26 protein-coding genes are annotated in these 25,350 nt (G+C 29.4%); all 26 read right to left on the bottom strand.

Translation table 11 applies throughout. The annotated features are described in order from the left end of the window. Complete coding sequence (locus BUB51_RS03980) at positions 1–1,713, bottom strand: glycosyltransferase family 4 protein (RefSeq protein ID WP_073195688.1); 1,713 nt, start codon at positions 1,711–1,713, stop codon at positions 1–3. 2 nt (positions 1,714–1,715) lie between these two features. Continuing rightward, a complete protein-coding gene (locus tag BUB51_RS03975) occupies positions 1,716–3,599 on the bottom strand; it encodes a glycosyltransferase (RefSeq protein ID WP_073195686.1) in 1,884 nt (627 codons plus the stop codon). A 34-nt stretch (positions 3,600–3,633) separates the two neighbouring features. Continuing rightward, positions 3,634–4,377 (bottom strand): ABC transporter ATP-binding protein, encoded by a 744-nt coding sequence (locus tag BUB51_RS03970; protein ID WP_073195684.1) that lies wholly within the window; start codon positions 4,375–4,377, stop codon positions 3,634–3,636. A gap of 18 nt (positions 4,378–4,395) precedes the next feature. After that, positions 4,396–5,175 (bottom strand): ABC transporter permease, encoded by a 780-nt coding sequence (locus tag BUB51_RS03965; protein ID WP_073195682.1) that lies wholly within the window; start codon positions 5,173–5,175, stop codon positions 4,396–4,398. Positions 5,176–5,221: 46 nt separating this feature from the next. Further along, positions 5,222–6,400 (bottom strand): glycosyltransferase family protein, encoded by a 1,179-nt coding sequence (locus BUB51_RS03960; RefSeq protein WP_073195681.1) that lies wholly within the window; start codon positions 6,398–6,400, stop codon positions 5,222–5,224. Continuing rightward, on the bottom strand, positions 6,384–6,926 hold the full coding sequence (locus tag BUB51_RS03955; RefSeq protein ID WP_073195679.1) for a GNAT family N-acetyltransferase: 543 nt from the start codon (positions 6,924–6,926) through the stop codon (positions 6,384–6,386). The genes BUB51_RS03960 and BUB51_RS03955 overlap by 17 nt, the downstream gene beginning before the upstream one ends. 17 nt (positions 6,927–6,943) lie before the next feature. Beyond that, positions 6,944–8,074 carry a DegT/DnrJ/EryC1/StrS family aminotransferase gene (locus BUB51_RS03950; protein WP_073195678.1) on the bottom strand — a complete coding sequence of 377 codons (1,131 nt, stop codon included), beginning with the start codon at positions 8,072–8,074 and terminating at the stop codon, positions 6,944–6,946. Between the two features lie 27 nt (positions 8,075–8,101). Next, the gene (gene rfbD / locus BUB51_RS03945) at positions 8,102–8,941 is read right to left on the bottom strand and encodes a dTDP-4-dehydrorhamnose reductase (protein WP_073195676.1); all 840 of its coding nucleotides are present in this window, start codon (positions 8,939–8,941) and stop codon (positions 8,102–8,104) included. Between the two features lie 31 nt (positions 8,942–8,972). Then, complete coding sequence (gene rfbB / locus BUB51_RS03940; protein ID WP_073195674.1) at positions 8,973–9,986, bottom strand: dTDP-glucose 4,6-dehydratase; 1,014 nt, start codon at positions 9,984–9,986, stop codon at positions 8,973–8,975. Between the two features lie 42 nt (positions 9,987–10,028). Continuing rightward, positions 10,029–10,586 carry a dTDP-4-dehydrorhamnose 3,5-epimerase gene (gene rfbC / locus BUB51_RS03935; protein WP_035164300.1) on the bottom strand — a complete coding sequence of 186 codons (558 nt, stop codon included), beginning with the start codon at positions 10,584–10,586 and terminating at the stop codon, positions 10,029–10,031. A 13-nt stretch (positions 10,587–10,599) separates the two neighbouring features. Then, the gene (gene rfbA / locus BUB51_RS03930; RefSeq protein WP_073195672.1) at positions 10,600–11,523 is read right to left on the bottom strand and encodes a glucose-1-phosphate thymidylyltransferase RfbA; all 924 of its coding nucleotides are present in this window, start codon (positions 11,521–11,523) and stop codon (positions 10,600–10,602) included. Positions 11,524–11,565: 42 nt separating this feature from the next. Next, positions 11,566–12,324, bottom strand: coding sequence for a dTDP-4-dehydrorhamnose reductase (gene rfbD / locus BUB51_RS03925; RefSeq protein ID WP_278294062.1), 759 nt, complete (start codon positions 12,322–12,324; stop codon positions 11,566–11,568). 97 nt (positions 12,325–12,421) lie between these two features. Further along, positions 12,422–14,563, bottom strand: coding sequence for an O-antigen ligase family protein (locus BUB51_RS03920; protein WP_083599502.1), 2,142 nt, complete (start codon positions 14,561–14,563; stop codon positions 12,422–12,424). A gap of 606 nt (positions 14,564–15,169) precedes the next feature. Beyond that, the gene (locus BUB51_RS13670) at positions 15,170–15,289 is read right to left on the bottom strand and encodes a protein-export chaperone SecB (protein ID WP_083599506.1); all 120 of its coding nucleotides are present in this window, start codon (positions 15,287–15,289) and stop codon (positions 15,170–15,172) included. A gap of 304 nt (positions 15,290–15,593) precedes the next feature. After that, entirely contained in the window at positions 15,594–15,857 is a 264-nt protein-coding gene (locus tag BUB51_RS03910; protein ID WP_073195668.1) for a hypothetical protein, read from the bottom strand. A 436-nt stretch (positions 15,858–16,293) separates the two neighbouring features. Next, positions 16,294–16,677 carry a 6-phosphogluconolactonase gene (locus BUB51_RS03905; protein WP_278294044.1) on the bottom strand — a complete coding sequence of 128 codons (384 nt, stop codon included), beginning with the start codon at positions 16,675–16,677 and terminating at the stop codon, positions 16,294–16,296. A 31-nt stretch (positions 16,678–16,708) separates the two neighbouring features. Then, positions 16,709–17,872 carry an anhydro-N-acetylmuramic acid kinase AnmK gene (gene anmK / locus BUB51_RS03900; protein WP_073195666.1) on the bottom strand — a complete coding sequence of 388 codons (1,164 nt, stop codon included), beginning with the start codon at positions 17,870–17,872 and terminating at the stop codon, positions 16,709–16,711. Between the two features lie 2 nt (positions 17,873–17,874). Further along, positions 17,875–18,630, bottom strand: coding sequence for a chitin disaccharide deacetylase (chbG, locus tag BUB51_RS03895; protein ID WP_073195714.1), 756 nt, complete (start codon positions 18,628–18,630; stop codon positions 17,875–17,877). A gap of 22 nt (positions 18,631–18,652) precedes the next feature. Next, positions 18,653–19,960, bottom strand: a complete 1,308-nt coding sequence (locus tag BUB51_RS03890) for a 6-phospho-beta-glucosidase (protein ID WP_073195664.1) — start codon at positions 19,958–19,960, stop codon at positions 18,653–18,655. Then, on the bottom strand, positions 19,957–20,286 hold the full coding sequence (locus BUB51_RS03885; protein WP_035164467.1) for a PTS lactose/cellobiose transporter subunit IIA: 330 nt from the start codon (positions 20,284–20,286) through the stop codon (positions 19,957–19,959). Before BUB51_RS03885 ends, BUB51_RS03890 begins: the two co-directional genes overlap by 4 nt. Positions 20,287–20,332: 46 nt before the next feature. Beyond that, positions 20,333–21,598 (bottom strand): PTS sugar transporter subunit IIC, encoded by a 1,266-nt coding sequence (locus BUB51_RS03880; RefSeq protein WP_035164465.1) that lies wholly within the window; start codon positions 21,596–21,598, stop codon positions 20,333–20,335. A gap of 13 nt (positions 21,599–21,611) precedes the next feature. Continuing rightward, positions 21,612–21,917, bottom strand: coding sequence for a PTS sugar transporter subunit IIB (locus BUB51_RS03875; protein ID WP_073195662.1), 306 nt, complete (start codon positions 21,915–21,917; stop codon positions 21,612–21,614). Positions 21,918–21,930: 13 nt separating this feature from the next. Then, positions 21,931–22,833, bottom strand: a complete 903-nt coding sequence (gene murQ, locus BUB51_RS03870) for an N-acetylmuramic acid 6-phosphate etherase (RefSeq protein WP_073195660.1) — start codon at positions 22,831–22,833, stop codon at positions 21,931–21,933. Positions 22,834–22,852: 19 nt separating this feature from the next. Then, on the bottom strand, positions 22,853–23,707 hold the full coding sequence (locus BUB51_RS03865; protein ID WP_073195658.1) for a MurR/RpiR family transcriptional regulator: 855 nt from the start codon (positions 23,705–23,707) through the stop codon (positions 22,853–22,855). Further along, a complete protein-coding gene (locus tag BUB51_RS03860; protein WP_073195656.1) occupies positions 23,658–24,677 on the bottom strand; it encodes an N-acetylglucosamine kinase in 1,020 nt (339 codons plus the stop codon). The genes BUB51_RS03865 and BUB51_RS03860 overlap by 50 nt, the downstream gene beginning before the upstream one ends. A 152-nt stretch (positions 24,678–24,829) precedes the next feature. Next, on the bottom strand, positions 24,830–25,350 hold a 521-nt coding region (locus BUB51_RS03855), incomplete at its 5' end, for a putative PEP-binding protein (RefSeq protein ID WP_143153559.1).

Here is a 25,350-nt window from a genome sequence, read left to right as displayed (position 1 = left end):
TTAACTCAACTCAAAATACAAATTATTTTTTAAGTTTACAAATTTATTCTTAAAAACTTTTGTCCCCTTGTCTCTATATTCATAGATAGAAATTTTAGAAGAATTTTTTTCATAAATAGGCACAAATTCAAGTATAAATCTATGTCCAAGCACTTTATTAATTTCTTCAAAAACAAAAGAAACTTTACTATTATCACTAACATCGTTTAAATTAATTTCCGCTTCTCTTAAAACATAGTCTTTATGATTAACAGACTTTATTAATAATCTTAATATTCCATTAGGTTTCTGAAAATGTGTTCCAATTATAATGCTAATTGTATTAAATGCATCTTTATTACTTTCTATTATATATTTCTTCGAACGGTAAATTCTTCTAGAAGGCTTTAATTTGCTTATATCTATTCGTTTATTATTCGTATGTATTATACTCTCATTTAAGTTTTGAGAAATCTTTTCTTTTACTTCATCTCTTTCCGCACAGGCAGTTTCTTCTATATATTTATATACATAGTTTTTATCATGAATAAAATTTAATAAATCGTATACCAAAAGTTTACTGTTTGTATATTCTTTAAAATTAGTCAATGTATCCTCAATAATACTAACAAACTTTTCCCTTGCCACATGTCTAGTAAATTTTTGTTCATACAATTTCCTACCTTCTTGTCCCATTTGTTCCGCTAACATTTTATTATCTAACAGAAAAGCCATCTTTTCAGCTAATTCTTCAGCATCTCCAATTTCAGTTAAAAAACCCGTATTACCATCTTGAACAATCCCTTCAGGTCCACCACTTTTTGTAGCAATTACTGGTCTAGAATGTGCCATAGCTTCTATAACTGTCATACCAAATGACTCAAAATAAGAAGGCTGTATTAATGCCAAACTTTTCTTATATGCAATAGAAACATCCGTTATTCTTCCTTTTAACTCAATATAATTTTTTAAATTGTATAAACTAATCTTGTTAATAATCTTTTCTTTTTCTGTACCATCCCCATATAATTCTAATTTAAAATCATATTCTCTATCTCTTAATAATTTAGCAGCTTCTATTAATACATCAATTCCTTTATTAAACTCAAATGCATTCAAACATACAAAAATGTTAGATTTTCTATTGAATTTAATATCTATTATAGGATCATACGTCCAATTATGAATAGTTAAAATACTATCTTTTTTTACATATCTACTATAATAGTTTTTTACTATTTCAGAACAGCACACAATATATTCGCTCAATTTCAATATACTTCTATCCATTAACAATCTGTACTTACTATCATAACCATCAATAAAATAAGAATCGAGTATCCCATGTACCCAGGTAATAACTGGTATACCTAAACCAACAGCAGAAAGCACAGGGACTAAATTAGTTAAAGTATTATTAATTACTAAATCTATATTATTATTTATAAATAAATCTCTAAATTGTTTAGTATGTTCGTTAATTTGTTGGCAATATTGATAAAAACTATTTTTTTCATATGGTTTGGCATAAATATACCACATATTACTAGGTATCTCATTACATTCAATTTTATGTTTTTTAGCTTCTTTTACTAAATTGCCTGTATTAATATCAGGTATGAAAAGTACCGGATATATATAATTAGTTTCCTTTAATAAAATACATAAATTTAGTAACATTTTTTCTGCGCCTCGTATACTTTGAGAATGTGAAACAAGCCCTATTCTAATCATTTCTATTCTCCCCTAATTACTAAGTTAATAACTTCACAAAATTGTTCAATTACAACATCAGTCGAAAACCTATTTTTTACATCTGCAATACTATTTCTTTTTATTTCCTCTAAAACATTCTTATTTTGTAATAAATATAAGATTTTTTCTTTCCAAACTTCTTTATAATTATATTTTACTAACAACCCATTAACATTATCTTTTATTATTTCATTGTATGGATACACATCTGAGTATATTCCTACACTACCTGCTGCTGTTATCTCTAAATACTTATTTGGACATTTTGACATAGATGTTCTGCTGTTATCTAGTGGAGCCAATAAAATAGCTGGGTTTATACTTGAAATTTGCTTGCAATACTCAAAATATGATTTATACTCTAATTTTATCAATTGAACATCTTTAAATAATTCTTCTTGTTCAGATGTAAGGAAACCAAAAATTAACACTTTTATTCCCTTATTCTCTTTAGCAACCTCAGCTAGAGCCTTAAAAGCCTCATTATCATATCTAAGTGAACCAGAATATCCTATAATTAAATACTCATCAGTCTTATTAGTAACAGTATTATAAAAATCCAAATTAACATTTACCTTTATTCTATACACTTTGTTTGCATAAGGCTTTATATCTTCCTCCAAATACTTGTTATATACCAAAGTAGCATCACACATCTTTAATGCTTCAACAAACACATCATAATCCGGTTTTCCCGGCGAAAAAATATGCCCATAATCTTCCGGCCAATCTTTTCCAACCCATAACCAATTGTCATCAATCATATAAAGAGTATTTATGTTATTAGCTTCACAATATTTCAATATATCTATTATCCTTGGATTTCTGCATCTAGAAAAAATTACCAAGTCTGAATCTTTTATATCATCAATAGTTATAGAAAAATCAAATATAACTTTATAAGTAGCAAAATTCTTCCCATAAAGTTTGTCTAAATAATTAAAAAAACATAATTGATTGTGTACATAATCCCAAAGACCACTAACAATTGTTATCTTGTAATTCCCCTTTTTTTTGCTTTCTGTTAAGTTCATAATACTATTATCTTCATGCTCTATATTTCTAAGCAAAAACATTCTATCTTGTTGAGGCAAATCATTTATAAATAGCAATTCATTCTCTGTTAAATTATAGTCCAATTTTTCTTTAGTTCCAATCTTTGTTCTTAATATATATCTATGAATAATATCTTTTGATACATTAAAAGTTTTGTTAAATGGATAAATATCAAATGTCAATTTATTTTCAGCAATTAATGTCATAATTTCATGAAACGTATAATTTCTGGCTAACCTTATTATAAAATCCCAATCAAAAGCACTTTGAATTATGCGGCTTTCATCAAAATAACCTATTTCTTTGAAAATTTCAATACTAACAAACAAATGGTTAATTTCATAGATTTTTTCACATTGACACCATCCATATCTCAAAGCATCATTAGGGTAATATGGTAATTTTTTAGGTTTCCCTATATTTAAATAATATACCTTCTCCAATCTATCAGCAGTAGCAAATATTGAATTAAGCTTCTCAACAACTTCTATATGCAAAGAACTCCCCGCCCATGCAAATGTAACATATGGAGTTTTAACTCTGCTGATTCCTACATTATATAAAAAAGCAGGCAAATGTGTTTCATCTTTAACTGTTATTATTTCAACATCAGTAAATCTAGTTTTTAATGTTCTAATCAAAGGTACGTTTTCCCAATAAATCCCATCTAATACTACTACTAAATTAAAATATTGTTCGTACAAACTTAACTGTTTTATTGTATCTTTTAAATATGATTCTATAATTTCATATCTTCCAAAGCACGGTAATATTACAGATAATTGTTTTTTCTCAACTAAATTACTCAATAACATACCTCCCTGATATTTATAACGAACTAAACTAACCTAATCCAATACTACTTAAATACTTATGAGAAACTTCATCTGGAGAACCCTCCATTTTTATATGTCCATTTTCTAACCATATACATTTATTGCAAAAATCTTTCAATGATATCATATCATGTGTAACAAAAACTAATATTTTTACGCTATCCATAAGCTCTCTCATTCTCTTTTTAGCTTTATTTAAAAAGCTAGCATCTCCTGCCGCTACAACTTCATCTAGTAATAATATATCAGGTTCTATAGCTGTTGATATTGAAAAAGCCAGTCTCATAAACATACCTGATGAGTAATATTTAACAGGTATATTTAGATACTCTCCTAATTCACTAAATTCAGCTATTTCATCCGCCTTTTGCTTTATACTGTCAGGTGTTTCTCCCAACATAAGCCCTCTTAAATAAATATTGTCCCATCCTGTAGCTTCCATTTCAAACCCTGTAGCTAATTCAAATAAAGTTGCTATTCTACCATCTACTTGTATTTGACCACTTGTTGGAGGATATATTCCTGCTATCAATTTAAGTAAAGAACTCTTACCAGCACCGTTATGACCAATAATACCTAATCTATCTCCATCTCGTAGTTCTAGATTTATGTTTTTTAATGCAAGAATTTTATTATTAGCTAATAAACTATTATTCAAAGTATGTCTGGATTTAATAAATATATCTTTTATCCTTTTTTCTTTTTTTATTTGATATACTAATTTTATATCTTTGAGTATAATTTGACTCATTCTTTCACTTCCTAAACTCTATATTAAAAAAGTAATTTTTCTATTTATTCTTGTCATAAGAATTACTGCGATTATAAATAAAATTAAAGTAAATAACAATGCTACTATCCAAATAAATAGTTCTGGAATTTTATCTCCTAATAAAGGTTTCCTTATAATCTCCATCATATAATAAAAAGGATTCCACATGTATATCCAAGAAAAATTTCTCGCTTTTAACATTTCAGGAGGAAACATAATCGGTGTTGCATAAAATAGCCCTTGTAATACTAATGATTGTAAATGAGCATAATCTCTTATATATGTATTAATTATAGCAGCAATTGTCGATAAGGATATGCCTAATATTAACCAAATCATAAGAGCAGGTATTATCATAAACATATTTAAATTAAATTTTTCAAAACTTATAAACAAATAAACTATAAAGAATGCTAACAGAGAATATATAAGATTAATAAATGCGCCTAATGAAACTCTTATTGGGAAAATCTCAACTGGAGTTTGTGTTTGCTTAATATACCCTTCAGCAACAATAAATGCTACTGTACCTCCACTTGCACTTTCCACAATAAAAAACCATGGCATTAATCCAGAAAATAAGAAAGGTATAAATTCTTTTATAGGTTGTCCTAATACAACAGAAAAAACAAAACCTATTATTGTAACCAGTCCCAATGGAGTTAATAAAGACCAAGCAATTCCCAATAATGAATTTCTATATTTATTTTTCAAATCTTGTCGGACAAGGCTGAATAGAATATATCTTGCCCTATATATATTTTTAAAATATTGCAATTTGTTCACCCTCACATTTCATGATTAACTTTTTTAATTAATAAGTTCAAAAATTTGTTTTTATCTTTAAAAGAATTCTTTTAACAATGTAAATAGGGGCTCTTATCCCTTCTCTCTTTAAAATACTTAAAAGTTTATAAATAAACTTATTTTTTTTTCTATTATCAAATTTTATCTTTTTCTCATTACAATAAGGAGCAAAGTATTCTGTTAATTCTGGTATTTTTGAAATAATATCATTAGCTATTGAAGAAATAGAAAAATCCCTCTCTAATTGTTTTTTCGCATTTATCTTAATTGAATACATAACATTCCTATTTTCTATTAAATAAGTAATAGCTCTTATCCAATCTTCAGTTTTATTATCGACTAAAATGCCATTAAATCCATTTTTTATAATATAAGTATAAGGTTCTACATTTGAATAAACCCCAGCTGCTCCAATAGCTCCATATTCCAAAAATTTATTAAAATACTTACAAGAATGAAATTCTGATTTTGGCAATGGAGCTAGACCAATATCCCAACCTCTAGATTTTATAATTTCTGCATATATTTTATGATCTTTCTGATACGGAATATAAGTTAGTGAATATTTCTCAATAAATGACGGTCTTGCTCCCATAAACTCAAACTTCACTTTATTGGAATATTTATCTAATATTACTTTTATGGTATCATCCAGCAATTCTTCTAAAAAAGATTTATGATCAATTCCTCCACAAAAACCTATTACTATTTTATTATTCTCTTTATTTTGACAACATATTTCTTTACTATCTAAAAGAAGAGCAGGAGCATCTAAAACTACTGACCTTTCAAAGAAGCCTCTATATTTATAATCAATATTTTTGTTTGTAGTCCATAAACAATGTGATAATTTCATAATTTTATATATATTATTTCTAATAATTTCATTATTAAAATACATGGAACACTTAGCTGAAAATGGTACGTTTAATAAATCGTCATCAATAAAATATATTATATATTTACCAAGTCTCTTACATTCGCTTACTATATTTAATTCTATTTCCTCTGCTCCTCTAATACAAATTAACGTATCTATTTCAGCTAAAAGAGTTTTTGTAACATTAATACTCTCTACAAATTGAAAATCTATAACACCTTTTTTTGACAAATAATCTAATGATTTAATAACCCCTACCACAGCTGAAGGAATTTTACTTTGACAAATAGCTAATATTTTAGTCTTCTTTTTCATTTTCCATCACTCGTTCCGCCATTTTCTGCATTACTATGATTTTTCTTCTATTCTTAATGTATTCTCTCTCATACTGAAAACCACATTTTTTATAGATTTTAATAGCAGGTTTATTATCCTCATAAACTTCTAAATAAATTTTTTTTAATTTCAAAGTATTAAATCCAAAATCACATAAAGCTTTTGTAACTTTCAATCCTAAATATTTACCCCTTGCTTCAGAGTCCCCAATCATTAATCTTCCAAATTCAGCTTCTAATAAATGATCATCTATATTATATAATGCTACTGCTCCTACTGGTCGCATTAATTCTTCAGTTTCCTCAATTATAAACATTAAATCGTTATGTTTTCTCACATATTTTTCAAACCACTTCATCTGTTGATTAGTATCTATAATACCTTGATTTAGAAACCATATTCGTATATTATCACTATTTCTCCACTTTCTTAAAAGTTCTAAATCCGATTTTCTTAATGGTCTTAAAATAAACCCATTACATTTAACAAAATAATCATGCTCCATAATTACACCCACTTCTATTATTTACTATATTTAATTATTTTCTCACAAATATAATCTACATCATATTTAGTCATTCTTAAATGCATAGGTAAAGATAATACTCTATTACTCATTCTATGTGCATTTGGACAAGTACCTTTTGCATATGAATACATTCTATATTCTGTATTATCCCTATAATGTACTCCTGGATATATATCATTTTCATTTAGTGCTAACAATAAATCATCTCTATTATTAACTTCAATAATATATAAATGCCTTGAAGATTCACAATTTATAGGAACTCTAATAGGTTTAATTTTATCTAAATGATTCTTGAATCCTTCATCATACCATTTTGCAAGTTGTCTTCTATAGGCATTATCTATATCTAAATACTTTAATTGAACCAATCCAATAGCAGCCATAATTGAATTTCCATGATATTTATAGCCTAAATATTCAACATCATATTTCCATTTATACACGCCTTTATCATTTGTACGGGCATAAGTATCTTTATTAATTCCCAACCATGTCATTTCTCTGCACAGCTTATCATATTTTTCTTCTTTAAAACAAATCATACCTGAATCTGCAGTTGGAAGATTTTTGACCGCTTGAAATGAATAAACTAATACATCTGCTTCCTTTCCAGGAATCTCCCCATTTAGTCTAGTTCCTGCCATATGAGCAGCATCAATTATTAATTTTAATTTGTATCTTTTACATATCTCAACTATCTCTTCATATTTACCTGTACTTCCACCAAGCCCTACAAATAAAATAGCTTTCGTTTTATTTGTTATTTTCCTTTCTACATCTTTAGGATCTAGACACAAATATTCATCTACATCAGCAAAAACTACCTTTAATCCTTCATAAGCTATTGCATGATTTGTTGATACAAATGTTAATGGTGTTGATATTATTTCATCTCCATCTTGCCAACCATTTGTCATTTTCAAAATCTTAATAGCTAGATGCAAACCTGCAGTTGCAGAATTTAAAAAATGAGCATTTTTAAAACCAGTATATTCTTTCCATTTTTCTTCAAATTCAATAGTTTTAAATCCTAATCCTGTCCATCCTTTCTCTAAACACTCTCTAATTTCTTCTAAACATTCTTCCACTCTAAAAGTTGGTTTGAATAACTGTATAGTCATAATCTTAACCCCTTTCAAGCATATTATTTATATCACTTTATCAATAAAATCTCTAAGTGCCTCACTAAAATGCCTCAATGGTCTATTGTAACTTTTCCACTTTGAATTACTAAGTACAGAATATGATGGTCGTTTCACTTTCTCAAAATACTTATTCGTTTTAATCGATATTATATTGGATGAATCTAGTCCTGCATATTCAGCAATTAATTTAGCATAGTCATACCATGATGTATTACCACTGTTTGTTATATTATAAATCCCATAAGGTAAATTAACTACATCTAATATATTCTCTGCCAAATCAATAGTATAAGTAGGTGAACCTATTTGGTCTTCTACTACTTCAACTTTTTTATTATTCTTTAACTTGTCCAATATAATTTTAGGGAAACATCTCCCATTCAAGCCAAATAACCATGATGTTCTTATAATATAATAATTTTTATAATTAGCTCTAATTATATCTTCTGACACTAATTTGGTCCAACCATAATTATTTAATGGTAAAGCTTCATCTTCTTCAGTATAAGGTTCGTTTTTCTCACCATTAAATATATAATCTGTACTAATATATATCAATTTAGCATCTATTTTTTTCAGAGAATAAACTAAATTATATGTCCCAATACAATTTATATCAAAAGCACTTTGAAAATCATTTTGAGCTCTATTAACATCAGTATAACCAGCAGCATTTATAACTATTTGAGGATTATAATATTTAAGGACTGTCTCTAGCTTTTTTCTATCCATTAAATTTAACTCTCTTTTTGTATATCTTACTACTTCATATCTTTTACTTACTAAAACATTATAAATATCACTGCCTAAAAGTCCATATCCACCTAATAATAAAATTTTCATATAATCTCACCTTAACTATAATAGTTTTTTCTTATCTATTTCCATACATTCTTTCATAATACTCCATATATTCACCGCTTCTAATTTTCTCCCACCAATCTCTATTATCTAAATACCACTGAATAGTCTCTTCCATTCCTTGTTCAAATGTATAGCTTGGTTCCCATCCTAGTTCTGTTGTAATCTTTGTATTATCAATTGCATATCTTCTATCATGTCCTGGTCTGTCTTTTACATATTTTATTAGCGATTCAGGTTTACCAAGCTTTTCTAATATTAGCTTTACTATTTCTATATTTTTCTTTTCATTATTTCCACCTACATTGTAAACTTCACCAATTTTACCTTTGTGAAGTACAGTATCTATAGCACTACAATGTTCTTTTACATGCAGCCAATCTCTTACTTGTAGTCCATCTCCATAGACAGGTAAATCTTTATCTTCTAAAGCGTTGGCTATCATAAGCGGTATTAATTTTTCTGGAAACTGATATGGTCCATAATTATTCGAACATCTTGTAATATTCACAGGCAATCCAAAAGTTTTATAATATGCCCTTACCAAAAGGTCAGCACTAGCCTTACTTGCTGAATATGGGCTGTTTGGTGCTAATGGAGTTTTTTCAGTAAACATTCCTGTAGGTCCTAATGCACCATATACTTCATCTGTAGATACTTGTAGATATTTCTCTATACCATATTTTTTAGCTGCATCTAAAAGCACTTGCGTCCCCATGATATTTGTTTTTACGAATATTCCAGGGTCTTCTATACTTCTATCTACATGTGATTCTGCTGCAAAATTTATTACATAATCAAAGTTGTATTTCTCAAATAGATTATTAACTAATCCTCTATCTGCTATATCCCCTTTTATAAATTCATAATTAGGATTATCCTCTACATCTTTTAAATTTTCTAAATTACCTGCATATGTAAGCAAATCTAAATTTATTATTTTGTAATCTTCATATTTATTTAACATATACCTTATAAAGTTACTTCCAATAAAACCCGCTCCACCTGTTACTAATATTTTTTTCATTTTTTACCTCCACATATTTATAATATAATTTTTAAGCGATATTTAAAAATTTGTAGCTGTTTCTTTTAATGTCTTCCACTTTTTATCTTTTTCTGATAAAATTATTTCTTCTACTCTATCTAAAGGCCAGTCTATATTTATATCTGGATCGTTCCAAATAATTCCTCCTTCATCTTCGGGGTGATAATAATCTGTACACTTATACACAAATTCGGCTTCTTCTGAAAGAACTAAAAATCCATGAGCAAAACCTTCTGGAATATAGAATTGTTTTTTATTTTCTTCAGATAATACTATACCATACCATTTGCCATATGTTTTTGAATTTTTTCTAAGATCAACAGCCACATCAAAAACTTCTCCTTTTGTAACTCTTACTAACTTCCCTTGCGGATGTTTATATTGAAAATGAAGTCCTCTAAGTACTCCTTTTTTCGATTTAGACTGATTATCTTGTACAAACGTCATATCTAATCCAGCTTCTTTAAAATCCTTAAAATTATATGTCTCCATAAAGTAGCCTCTGTTATCTCCGAAAACTGTAGGCTCTATTATATATAATCCTTTAATTCCTGTTTCAATAAATTTAAATTTTCCCATACCTACACCTCTTTTATAATTCTTTTGTTATCGCTACTTCATTTATTATATAATCATCTGTAAATTGTCCAATACCTTCTGCTATACTAATTAAATATTTACCATACTCTGTTTTCTTTAATGGTTCGGCTAGCTTTAATAACTGTTCTCTATTTATATAACCCTTTCTATAGGCAATCTCCTCTATACAAGCTATATACAAACCTTGTCTATTTTGTACTGCTTCAACAAAATTACTAGCCTCTAATAATCCACTATGAGTACCTGTATCAAGCCATGCCATTCCTCGACCAAAAAGTTCAACTTTTAGTTTTCCTCTTCTTAAATACTCATTATTTACTGATGTTATTTCTATTTCCCCTCTAGCAGATGGTTTAACATTTTTAGCTATTTCAATCACATCATTGTCATAAAAATATAATCCAGGAACTGCATAGTTTGATTTTGGGCGTTCTGGCTTTTCTTCTATTGAAACTACATTATTATTCTCATCAAATTCTACTACTCCGAATTGAGTAGGATTTTTTACATAATATCCGAATATTGTAGCTCCTTCTTCTCTATTAGCAGCTCTCTTTAATATCTGTGAAAAGCCTTGTCCATAAAAGATATTATCGCCCAATATAAGAGCTACTCTATCGTTACCTATAAATTCTTCACCAACTATAAAAGCATCAGCTAATCCTCTCGGTTTATCTTGAACAGCATATGAAAATTTTAATCCAATCTGCTCACCAGTCCCTAACAGTTCTTTATATAATTCTATATGCTGTGGAGTTGAGATAATAAGAATATCTCTTATATCTGCTAGCATTAACACTGATAATGGATAATAAATCATTGGTTTGTCATATATGGGTAACAACTGCTTTGATATAGACTTAGTTACTGGATAAAGTCTTGTCCCTGAACCACCTGCTAATATTATCCCTCTCATAAAATAACCACCTTTCTTATATGAAATGCAGAATTATTATAGTTAAATAATTGTACTTATATACTCTCTTAACGCTTCTTTATATGATCTAATCTTATCATATCCTTGTAGATGCCAACAGTAATTATTTAAAACAGAATATTTTGGCCTAGGCGCTGGTCTATTTAATTCTTCTGTAGATATTCTATTCACCCTTATTTTGCTTTTACCTGCTATCTCAAATATTTCTTTTGCAAACTGGTACCAACTGCAATAATCACTGTTTGTAATATGAAATGTTCCATAAGTAGGTTTTGCAATCAATTGACTAATTGCTTTAGCTAAATCTAGCGTATACGTTGGTGAACCTACTTGATCATCTACTACACTTATCTCATCTCGAGTCTCAGCTAATTTAAGCATTGTCGTTATGAAATTTCTTCCATTTTTACCAAATAACCATGATGTTCTTACTATATAGTGTCTATCACATATTCTTTTAACAAAATTTTCTCCCTCTAATTTACTTTTCCCATATACACTTAGAGGATTAGTAGCATCAAATTCTGTATAACTATTGCCTTTTTGTCCATCAAACACATAATCTGTACTTATATAAACCATAGCTGCATCTGTATAATTGCATCCTACAGCTATATTTCGCGCTCCTAACGCATTAACTCTATAGGCCTGATCAATATTACTTTCACAACCATCGACATCAGTATATGCCGCAGCATGTATTACTAAATCTGGCTTATTAATTTTTATAAAATTAATTGTAGCATCTATATTTGTTATATCAAATATATCAATAGTCACTAATATCAATTCTTTATCCTTTTTTTAAACCTTCTGCAAATCACTATTAAGCATACCATATGCTCCAGTAATTAATATTTTCAAGGTTATGCCATCTTTATTTTAATTTATTTAAAATATCTTTCGCTGAATTAACTAATTGTATTGATTTTTGGTCTAGGTTAATCTTAAACCTCTCTTCTACATAAGAAGAAGGTATATCATTTATATCTTTCAACAGCTCTTTTTGTATTTTTTCTAATTCTTGATTTTTTTGTATCACTTCTTCATTTATTGAAATCACTTTTTTGAAATAATCTTTTGCCTTATCAATATTACCTTTTTTAAGATAATGATGACCAATATTATAGTAAATTTCTATGCTACTTATGTATGTATGGTCATTTAACGGATGATATTTTTGAAGTTTTTGGAGTAACTCCTCTCCCTTGTCTATATCTCCTCTCCTTAAATAAATCGCAATACTGTTTGCTAGTATCTTGAAATCCCTCTCGTTAAGTCTTATTGCATTTTCAATATTCTGTTTTGATTTTTCAATAAGTTCCTTTGATTTTAATTTTATACCTATGTTGTATTGTATAGTTCCTAAATCAAATTTATAGTTAGCTCTAAATGGATTTTGTCTTGCAGCTCTTTCAAAGTATTTTTGTGCTTTTACATAATCTTTGTTTTTAACACTTTCAACGGCTTTCATAGCGTTTACATATCCTAAATGAAACATCCCTGATGTAAATAATAATACTATCGATAATAACATAGGTACTATAAAAGATATTGTTAATCTTTTTGCAGTTTCACTATATTTATTAACATATCGTTTTTCTACAGCTACAATAGTACCTAACATCGCCCATACGAAAAAAGCATATGCACCAAGAGCCATATCAAAATCTATGGTACTATGTAATATCAATACTAATGTAGCACATATTACCCCTAGCATTTTATTGAAAAGTTTATCGTTATTTATCGACTTAATAATACGATAGCTTGACCATAAAGTTGATAAATATAAACCAATCAATATTATTAATCCTAATGTCCCTATTTCTATCCAAGTTTGTATTATATAATTGTGTGCCTGAGTAGTGGTATAATCATAAGTTTTATACATACTATATAATGTTTGCCATCCTCCACCACCAACACCAATAATCGGGTAATCTTTGATAATTTTTAATGCATCTTTATAAAATACTCCTCTCTCTACAACTGTAAATGTCTTTAAATTAATTCCTTTAATTCTCTCTGCTATAGAATGAGGTAAATATTCGATTAGTACTCCGTTAACAAATAGAATCAGAATAATTACCAAACTTATCAATAATACGATTATTATTGTCCTCTTCCTTATATTTATTTTTGGTAGCTTATTCAATAATTTATCTAACAAGAATATTACCATAGCTGTAATAGCTATTCCTATAACTATACTCAACCATCCTATAAACGAATTCTGTTCCTTAATACCTTGATATATATGAGAAATAGTCATACTAAAAGAAAAAATAACTGCTATAAAGCTTATTAAGACTCTTTTTAATCCATCAGTATTTAATAGTATAAATGCAATTATACCTACAACAGGTAATAATATCCATGCGCCTCTTGAATATGATAAAATAAATCCTAAGAAAACTATATAACCAAATCCGCTTAATAAATATTTTTTCAAATTATCTTCTTCGGCAATTTCCCCCATAGCTAAAAATAAAACTGCTAACATATATGCCCCAAAAGTATTATGATATTGAAATGTTGAATTTATCATTCCATCAACAAAGGCTCCTTTGTAAGAAAAAGTTCCAAGAGCTGAACCTAAACCTATAATAGAAGCGATTGTTCCAATTAATATCAGACTCCAATTTATAAGACTTATATCTTTATCTGTTTTTAAATTGTAAACAATAACAATAAAGAATATAAAATAGGTTAGATTTTTTATTATCTCAAAACTGGCTAAATGTTCATTCACTGAAAAAGGAAATGTAAACAAGTAAATTAAAACAAATGCCGTTGCAAAATATTCAATAGGTGAATAGAACTTTATTTTTTCTTTGTTTTTGATATTTCTAAAAAAAACAATTGCCGCCATAACAGACATTATCATACTTGCCACATAGAATTCTCTTTCAAAATATAAACCTCTGAAAAATGGAAAGAAGAAAACAATTACACTAAAAAACAATATTGTTAAATTTATAGAGTTTATATTCTTTTTTACCACTTTATTCAACATCTCTTACACCTCATATACATTAGATTTATATTACTCAAAATTAAACATCTTTTACCATAAGTCAATATCTTTCGACAATCATATATGTATTTCTATACTTTATTAAAAAATCCTTCTTTTTTTATCTATTTTGATTAATAATCCAGTAATAATTTTAATATATTTCCATATTCTTCTCGTAAGTATTTTGTATTTCATATTTTCTATAAAAAAATACATAATAATATCACTAAATTAATTCGTTAAAAAAGTTATAACTTATAAAGATTATATATATAAAAATAAGGTAGGCATTCTAAAAAATACCTATCTCTACTATTCATATAAAATTAAACACAATATCTCTATCAGGTAGTTTTTCTTTATACAAAAGGTACTATAAACATAATAAACACACTGTAAATTTATCACATCCTAAAAAATTTTACTTTTAGACTCATACATATTATACGGGGATTTTTCTATGATAACAAATGTTAGTTTATTAGAAATCATTATATCTTTAATCAGGTATTTTAAAGAATGTCCGCTCCAGTTATTAATATAAAACTAATTTTTATAATACTTTCTATCCTAATTTCTTCATTTTAATTTATCTAAAAATAATTAACCTCGTTCCTTTTCTTCCAACAATGCATTTATATTTATAGGTGGTAATATAATAGGTTTAACTCCAGCATTAGCAGTAATTGTTGTTATAAGGCTTCTTAAGTATGGAAATAAAATCGCTAATGTATTTTTTTTATTAGCATCTCTTTAGTCCTTTGATCTATATCGGATTTTACATTAACTTCAAAAAATCCGGACAATTTTACATATAATTTAAAATCTGCTTCTGGTCCATTATCTATATTTATTGAAATTGTAACTTTATAAATTGGTTCATCTACCGATTCATAAATAAAACTATCAAATGAAAATTAAAGTTCTTTGTTTTCATCTATTTCTTTTTCAGCTCTACTAAAGTTAATTTCATTAACTATTATGTCATGTAGCTTTAAAAGACTTTCAAATGCTTGTCTCATTTTCATTATGCAGCATCCTCCATTAAACTAAAGCTAAATGTATTAAACTCTTTTGGATTTAATAAGTTAATAAATTCTTTTGGCTTAAGAATTAATTCAAAATGAAACGAATCTTCAACTTTATACTCATATAATTCAACTTTCCCTTTTCCTTGATTTGAATAAGATACAACATTAATACCCTCACTGATTAAATGATGGTATAATTCTTCAGGAGACATTCGTTCAAGGTCTTTAAAGAAGTTATCGATTATTTTCCCTTTATCCATATCTTTTCCCCACCTCAACTATTCTAATAGACTCTCTATCGATTATATTATGATTCTTAACGCACGCAATATGACAATTAGCAATTGCTGATGGTGCAATTTTCTTACCTTTGTAATACTTATCAAAGTTAATATATCTTTTTTGAATTACCATATTTATATTATTTTTTTCACATATTCTATTTATAACATTATATTTTTAGTACCATGGTATCCCACAAACTTAATCATCTTGTTACTCATACTATCATCAGCCTTATCAATAATTATTCCTTAATAAAATAAATTTAATTATAATCCTTTTTAATTTATCCATATTTGTTTTTCATATATAATATCCTATTATATTTTACCATAAAATTCTATAATTTAGACAAAAAAATGGTCCCGCAAAGCAGGGCCTCATATTATTAGCAAAACATCCCATTAATCTATTCTATTTCTTACTAGCGCCTTTCCTATGGCTATTCCCGGTAAAGTTGCTATTCTTTTTATGTTTTTGCCTCCTAATAGTCTTTATTCCCATACTTATAGCTTTAGTAGGAACTTCCTGTATTGAATTAAAGAACCTAGAATTTGCTTTTATTGTATCTTCATCAAGCTCAACTAGATGAGCTTTAGCCTCAAATTTTAAATCTGGTTCATTAAAACCTATATGCCCATTTCTTCCAATTCCTAGAACCTGTAAATCTATGCCTCCTGCCTGCTGTATCTTTTTTTCGTATTCTTCGCATTCTTTTTCTATGTTTTCCGCCATTCCATTTGGAACATGTATATTCTCTTTTTTTATGTTTACATACTTAAATAAGTTTTCCATCATATAATATGATAGCTTTGTAAATTTTCTTTATTTAAAAAATTATCTTACCTAGTACTACAGGTTTTGAAGCTCCTGTTACTCTAGGAAGATTATTAAAATTTCCGTGTATAGTTTCATTAGCTAATATAGCCATTGCAATAGCTTCTTTAGCATCGCTAGAATATCCTATATCTTCTTGTATCATTATTTTTATTTCTTTTAACTCTTCCTTTATCATATTAATAAGAGTTTTGTTATAACTTCCTCCTCCGCTAATTATTATTTCATCTATTTTATGATATGGTAATATCCATTTCTTATAACTATCAGCAATTGTCTTTGCTGTAAAATATGTAACAGTCGTTATTATATCTAACTCATTTTTTACTATTTTTTTATACTTCTCATAAATCTTTTTACTAAAATCTACACCAAACTCTTCACGGCCTGTTGTTTTAGGAGGCTCTTTATATATATATGGATGAGACATTAATTCTTCAAATAATTCTCGATTAATATTCCCCTTTGATGCTAATTTACCTTCTTCATCATAATGTTTTTGTCCTTTTGTAATTTCATTAACTATTGCATCAATTATCATATTCCCTGGCCCTGTATCAAAAGCATATACTTGATCGATAGTGCTATTTTTTGGTATGACGGTTGCATTTCCAATTCCGCCTATATTTTGTAAAACTATAGTCTTCTCAATATTTCTATACAATATGTATTCGGTATACGGTACTATTGGAGCACCATGCCCTCCCGCAGCAACATCTCTTACACGAAAATCTGCAACTGTTGTAATGCCTGTCCTCTCTGCTATAACACTTGGCTCTCCAATCTGTAAAGTACTATTCCTAGGTATATGATAGACTGTTTGCCCATGAGAACCTATTAAATCTATCTTGCTAGGAGGTATCCCTGAAAGTTCACATGTTTCTAATACGGCTTTAGAAAATTCCTCTCCTAATAGGAAATTTAATCTGCAAATTAATTCAGTCGAAGATTTCTCTATAGAACACGCTTTTAATATATCTTGTTTAAGATGTACAGGCATTTCATGTTTATGAAAATTTATCAATTTAACTTTAGTGTTAAGTCCATTTCCTTCAATCTCTACTAATGCACAGTCTATTCCATCAATTGAAGTTCCAGACATCAATCCTATAATAAGTTTCTTGTTTTTATTAATAATATTAAATAGCTTTTCCAAGATTAAACCTCCAAACCAGTGAAATTAATCAATTTAATCCCTTCTTTTTCTATCCACTCTTTTATTTCTACGCTAGTCAGTATTTCTAACTCTTTTGCTCTATTAACATTGTAACTACTAATATTTTTTAGCTTTTCATCAACATATGCCGGATGTGTCATAATTTCTATAGTCCCTTCAGGAAACTGTTTTATTATTCTTTTCAAGTTTTCTAATGTTGCATCTTTCCCATAGAAATTCATTGAAAAGAAGTCTGTTGTTCTTATCCCTAATTTAGATAAATATTCTTTAGTTTTTTCATCTGGATGCCTAACAGATACACAATATTCTTTTGCCAATTTTGAAACTATTTCTTTTATCCCGTCATACATATGAACATGATGATGACTATCTAAATGAGTTAATTTTAGCCCTGTTTTTAAAAACTCATCTATCTGTGCACGCAATTCTTTTTCTACTTCTTCTAAATTTACTAAAGGAAGTAATTTGGCTACTCTTCTATAAAATCGTCCATTTTCATCTACTAATGAAGGAACCTCTTCTTTAGATAAAAGTGGTTTCCCGCAAGTTAATGTAAGATGTACCCCCATTTCTTTTATTCCAACTTTTTTCGCCAAATCTATCGCTTCTACTGCTTTAGGCATATTTATCATAACTGTAGTACTTGTAACTATCCCATTTTTCATTGCATCAATTATGCCTCGATTGCATCCATCAGCAAGGCCAAAATCATCAGCATTAATTATTAATTTTTTCATTATTTTCTCTCCTTTTCTCTCTTTATCTAAATTGAGATAAATATTCCTCATGTTCATTTAAAATATCTTTTAATAGTTGTTTAGCAACTTTAACGGATGGTACTAATGGATTCATTATTAATGCTTGCAAGGCTATGCCATAATCGCCTGTTACTGCCGCTTCCACTGTTAATTGTTCATAAGCTTTTGCTTCTTGAATAAGCCCATGAATCTTTGGTGATAATTCTCCTAGAGTTATAGCATGAGCCCCTGTTTTATCTACAACTGCATTTACTTCTATGACTACATCATTAGGCAGTCCGGAAACTGCCCCATTATTTTTTACGTTAACTGTATGTATTTCTTTCTTGTCATTATATATAGCACTTATAAGTGAAACTGCCGCATCAGAATAGTAAGCCCCGCCCCTTTTTTCTAATTGAGGTGGTTTAATATCTAATTTTGGATCTTTATAAAGTTCAAATAGTTCCTTTTCTATTTTCATCACTTGTTCTGCTCTCGTTCCTTTACCACTGCTAACTGCTTCTTTTTCTTGTATTATTAAATCCTCCATCATGTAATAGTATCTATGATATGGACATGGTATCATTGCCAATGATTCTAAAAAAGCCTTGTCCCATTTTAAATCAGGTATATTCTTCATAGTTAAAGAAGCGCCATCACATAATTCTTCTATTACCCTTCGTGTTACATCTTTACCATCTACATAAACTTTCTGCCCCCAAACAAGATGGTTTAACCCAACAAAATCAATTTTTACTCTGCTGCTCTCTACATTTAATATTTTAGCAACCATCTTAACCATTCCTATAGGAACATTACACAATCCTATTGCTTTAACATTTGTGTATCTTAAAATTGCCTCTGTAACTATACCAGCAGGATTAGTAAAATTGATAAGCCAAGCATTAGGTGCGAGCTCTTCTATTTCTCTACAAATATCAAGTATTACTGGAATTGTTCTTATTGCCTTTGCGAAACCACCAGGGCCGGTTGTCTCTTGTCCTATCACGTTATATTTAAGAGGTATTATTTCATCTTTTGCCCTTGCCTTAAGCCCTCCTACGCGTATTTGTGTTACAACAAAATCGGCATTTTTTATAGCTTCTTTTCTATTTAAAGTTAAAATAATTTCTGTATCTAATCCTGCTTTTTTTATCATCCTTTTAGCTAATTCTCCAACAATATCAAGTTTCCATTTACCCTCTTCGATATCTACTAAATATATTTCTTTAACCGGTAATTCATGAGCTCTTTTAATAAAACCATCTATTAATTCTGGAGTATAACTACTTCCACCACCTATTACAGCTATCTTAAGATTTTTCATAAACTTTCCCTTCTTTCTAGTTGATCTATACGTTTATACAAATCTATCATATTTTCAATTAATCCTTTTTCTGCTATAGCTGTCATAAGATGATCTTGAGCATGCACAAACAATACAGACATTTCCACTTTTTCTCCATCTGCTTCTCTTTGTATAAGCTCGGTTTGTGTTTTATGTGCTATTCCAACTTCTTTTCCAGCTTCATCAATACACTCTTTTGCTTTTTCAAAATCCGACTCTTGTGCATGTTTTAAAGCTTCATAAACTTTTGCCCTCGCATTACCAGCGTGAACTATTATTTTAAAAATTATTTCCTCTATGTACATATTAAGCCTCCTAACTTTATACTGTTTTGATATAAAAGTACCAGCTTTAACTGGTACTTTTTGCTTGTTCTTTCTCTTCTTCTAATAATTTCTTTTCATAGATTTTAAAGAATGGATAGTAAATTATAGCCATTATAGCTATATTTATAAGTACTAAAATAACAGCTCTCCAGTCTCCACCAGTTGCTAAATATGCTCCTATTGGAGCCGGCAAAGTCCAAGGAGCTAATACTGAAGGGCGTGTAACAAGGTTTAATGCCATAGCTACATAACTTAAAATACCTGTTATAACAGGGCCAATTATAAATGGAATAACTAAAATAGGGTTCAGCATAATAGGAGCACCAAACACTACAGGTTCATTTATGTTACATATACTAGGTATTAAGCTAGCTTTGCCTAATTGTTTTAAATATTTCGCTTTAGAAGTTAAAAACAAAATTACTAAAGCTAAAGTAGCTCCCGAACCACCTATCCATACAAACCATTGGAAGAAAGGTTCTGGTGCTATATTAGGCAAAATTTTCGCTCCCTCTGCAGCTGCCTTCATATTTTCATCCAGTAATACTAACCAAATAGGTCTTGCTATTGCACCGACTACAGAAACACCATGTATACCTGCTGCCCATAATAAAGTAATTAAAATTATTGGCACAAGGACTCCCGGTAAAGTGTTTCCTGCTGTTACTAATGGTTTAAATAGATTCATTATAAAAACTTGAATATCAAAGTTTAATAGATGCCTTATTACCCAAATTACCGTTATTATTACAGCAGCTGGAATTAAAGCTTCAAATGATCTTGCTACTGAATCGGGAACTCCCTCTGGCATTTTGAACATAATTTTTCTCGTCTGCAAAAATCTCATTACTTCAACTGCAAATATAGACATAATAATCGCTACAAACATTCCACTGCCACCTAAATTCCCCATTGGTAGTACCCAACCAATACCTTTAACTGTTTGAGGCACAATCGTTAATAAAAATGCTGCCATCGACAGAATACCACCGGATACCCCATCAAGTTTATACGATTTCGCCAAACTATAACCTATACCATACGAAGCATACAATGCCATAAGCCCCATGGTAAGTCTAAACGGAAATAATATTTTACCAATATGTGGCTTGACCAATTCTGCTAAAGCTGGAATCGGTGGAAATGCTATTACTAAAAAGAAACTACCAATGATTATTAATGACATTGTTGACACAATTCCATCACGAATTGCTCTCAAATGTCTTTGTTCAGCAAGTTTTGTCATTGGTGCCATAAAAATTTTTTCAACAACCTCAAAAAACTTATTCATCCATGCTCCCCCTTTAAATCAAACTTTTAATTTGCTTAAGAACCTTCGCTCCGCCCATCGGGCTATAACCTTGTGCTGAAATTACATCGATAGGTATACCTAATTCATCTGCAACCTCTTTAAATACAGTCAAACGATGTCTTACTTGTGGTGCAACTAATACTAAATCCCATCCTTGCCTTATCTCTTCATCATATTCTCCAGTTCCTATTGCTTTTACTACTATTTCCATGTTCTCTTTGGCTGCTTCCTTTTCTATTGCTTTTACTACAATAGCACTAGACATACCACCTGAACATACTAATAATACTTTTTTCATCTAATACCCCCCATCAACAGTTCTTTATGGCTTTGTGTACAAAACCTCCTCCTTTTTTTATTCTTACCAAAGCCTCTTGGTAAGAACATCCTGTTTTTATCATTATAATGGCTATCTTGGGTTTGTAATTTGATTCTATCAGTGCTTTTTCAGCCTTTTCATAACTCACCCCAGTAGCCATCATAATAATCCTTTTTGCACGCTCTATAAGCTTTTTATTCGTAGGCTGAACATCAACCATCAAATTCTTATATACTTTGCCAATACCTATCATAGATGATGTAGAAAGCATATTCAGTACCATTTTTTGAGCTGTTCCCGCTTTTAATCTTGTAGATCCTGCTATTATTTCTGGCCCAACAACTGGAGTTATAGAAATATCAGCTATTGAATTTACTTCAGCATTTGAATTACAACTTACAGCCACCGTTGTAGCTCCGATATCTTTTGCATATCTTAATGCTCCAATAACATAAGGAGTTCTTCCACTAGCAGTGATTCCAACTACAACGTCTTTAAAGCTAACATTAACTTCTTTAAGAGCTTCCATCCCTTTTTCAAAACTATCTTCTGCCCCTTCTATCGCTTTTGTTAAAGCTTCTTGTCCGCCAGCTATAATACCAATCACCTGTTCTTGAGGCGTTCCAAATGTTGGTGGACATTCTGCAGCATCTAATATCCCTAAACGGCCACTCGTACCAGCTCCTACATAGATGAGTCTTCCACCTCTATTAAAAGATTCTATTATCTTTTCAACACCCCTAGCAATATTAGGTAATTCCTTTTCGACTGCCAATGCGACTTTTTTGTCTTCATTATTCATAAGCTGTAAAATTTCTAAAGGTGTTTTTTGATCTATATTACTAGTTTTTATATTTGGTGCTTCAGTTACTAGATTTTCTAAATTACATGCCATATTATACCTCCCATTCAGACTATAACTGTTTATCTTTTACAACTTCACGTGTAACTTCCAGACATTTGATTACTTCATCATACCTCTTGCATGCAACTCCTATAAAAATACTATCTATAATATTAAGTTGTGCAATACGCGAAGCCATAGCTCCACTTCTAAAGTTATTCTCAACATTAGCTGTAAAAAGAATTATATCTGATACGTTTAAAATCGGCGATTGCCCATATTGAGTAATACAAATAGTAGTAGCCCCTCTTCTTTTCGCTATTTCTAGAGCTTTTATAACGTCTTTTGTCCTGCCAGAATTTGATATACCTATAGCAACATCTTCTGATGTCAGGTGAACCGAAGAAGTTAACTGCATATGACTGTCAAAATACATGAATACAGGAATATTTATTCTGGCAAATTTATATTGTGCATCTAAAGCTACTACAGATGAAGCTCCAGCACTAAATATATAAATTCGTTTTGCTTTATCAATAGCTTCAATTGCTTTATTTAACGAATCAATATTTAGAACTTTTTTTGTATCTTCTATTGCTTTAATACTCCCTATTGATATTTTCTCTAATATTTTTTCTGTTGTATCATCTGCTTCAATTACTTCATGTATAATTCTAGTCTTTTTTTCTTCTTTTGATATATCATGGGACAAAGAGAGTTTTAGTTCCTGATATCCTTTAAGAGATAATGTTCTACAAAATCTAATTATCGATGCTTCGCTGGTATTACATTTCATAGCTAATTCCATTATTGACAACCTTATTACTTCTTCTGGATTCTCTAGAATATATTGAGCTACTTTTTTTTCTGAAGGTCTAAAAGTCTTGAACCCCTGCTTTATTTTCGTTAATACTCCTTTGTTCATAATCTACCACTTCCTTTAAATTTTCTTTTAATCTCTTAATATCATAATTTATATTCAAACTGCGCCATCCAATTAACATTGAACCAACAGCTCCATCAAACAATGGTCTATGCAAATTAAGATTTTGTAATTGAACAGTAACCTTATCTATAAACTGTTGTTTAATTATTTCCGAATTGTTAAAAACCCCACCAGTCAACGCTAATTCTACTCTTTCCTCATTAAAGTCTAAATCATTAATTACAACAATCACCATATCTATTAATGATTGTATTGCCTCATTCATTATATGTTTCGAAACGTTATCCCCTTCAACTGAAGATTGCATAACAATAGGAGCTATTTTAGCGATATGATCTTTTGTTGTTTCTTTGCTATATATAAACTGTATCAACTCTTCAACAGAATATAGATGTAAATATTTTAGTATTTTCTCCTTTAAAAGAGTTTTTTGACCTCTTCCATCAAATGCTTTAATTACACTTTTCAGCCCTTTTATCGCTATATCATAAGCACTACCTTCATCATCTATGATATGTCCCCAGCCACCAGCTCTTTTTATTCTTCCATTAGAATCTATCCCATAACATATTGAACCTGTTCCACTTATTAATATTATGCCTTTTTCTTGTCCATGTGCTCCAACTAAAGCCGTTTTCGCATCGTTATTTAAGATGATTTTACAATTAATTCCTATTTGAGAAATCATATTCATAATAATTTTTCTATCTTGCTCACGATCGACTCCTGCTAATCCTAACGATATTAACGTCAAATCTTTCTTATCTATTTGCACTTTCTTACAAAGTGACTGAATTACATGTTCCAAATTTGCCTTAACTTTATCTATACCAATAGAAAAATAATTAGCTGCTCCACTAGAAAAAACTCCTAATATATTGCCATCTGTATCGCCTATATATCCTAAAGTTTTTGTACCGCCACCATCAATTCCAATAATATAGCCCAAAAAACACACCTCTTTTTTTTAATTTATCATTCATATCTTGTTCTTTAATAATATTATATTATTTTTGAAGTATTATTTCAACATCATTTTATTTTTATGTAGTTTTTTTTCTTCTTTATTTTATAATAAAATAGGACGGATTATCCGTCCCATTAATCTATTGCAATATTTTCATCTATAAACTTCTCTACTTCTTCTGCTGTTGGTAAGTCTATTATTTGATTTGCTATCTTCTCCATCTCTTTCCTTTCTATGTTCCTTATTATTCGTCTTGCTCTTAATATTGATATTGGGCTCATACTGAATTCGTCTAGTCCCATCCCTATTAGTATTGGTATTAGTTTTGGGTCTTCTGCCATTTCTCCACACATCCCTACCCATATCCCTTGTTTGTGTCCGTTATCTATTACCATCTTTATTAGTCTTATTACAGCTGGGTTGAATGGGTTGTATAGATGTCGTATCTTTTGATTCATTCTGTCTACTGCTGTGGTGTACTGTATTAAGTCGTTTGTTCCTATGCTGAAAAAGTCTACTTCTTTTGCTAGTATGTCTGATATTATTGCGGCTGATGGAACTTCTATCATCATTCCTACTTCTATGTTTGAAGCATATTTTACCCCTTCGCTGTCTAAATCTCTTTTTACTTCTTGTAGTATTTTTTTTGCTTCTC

Origin of the sequence: Caloranaerobacter azorensis DSM 13643, from assembly GCF_900129995.1 — a bacterium.
GTDB lineage: Bacteria > Bacillota > Clostridia > Tissierellales > Thermohalobacteraceae > Caloranaerobacter > Caloranaerobacter azorensis.
Note: the sequence above shows the minus strand (reverse complement) of the source record. Positions and strands in the feature narration are given on the sequence as shown.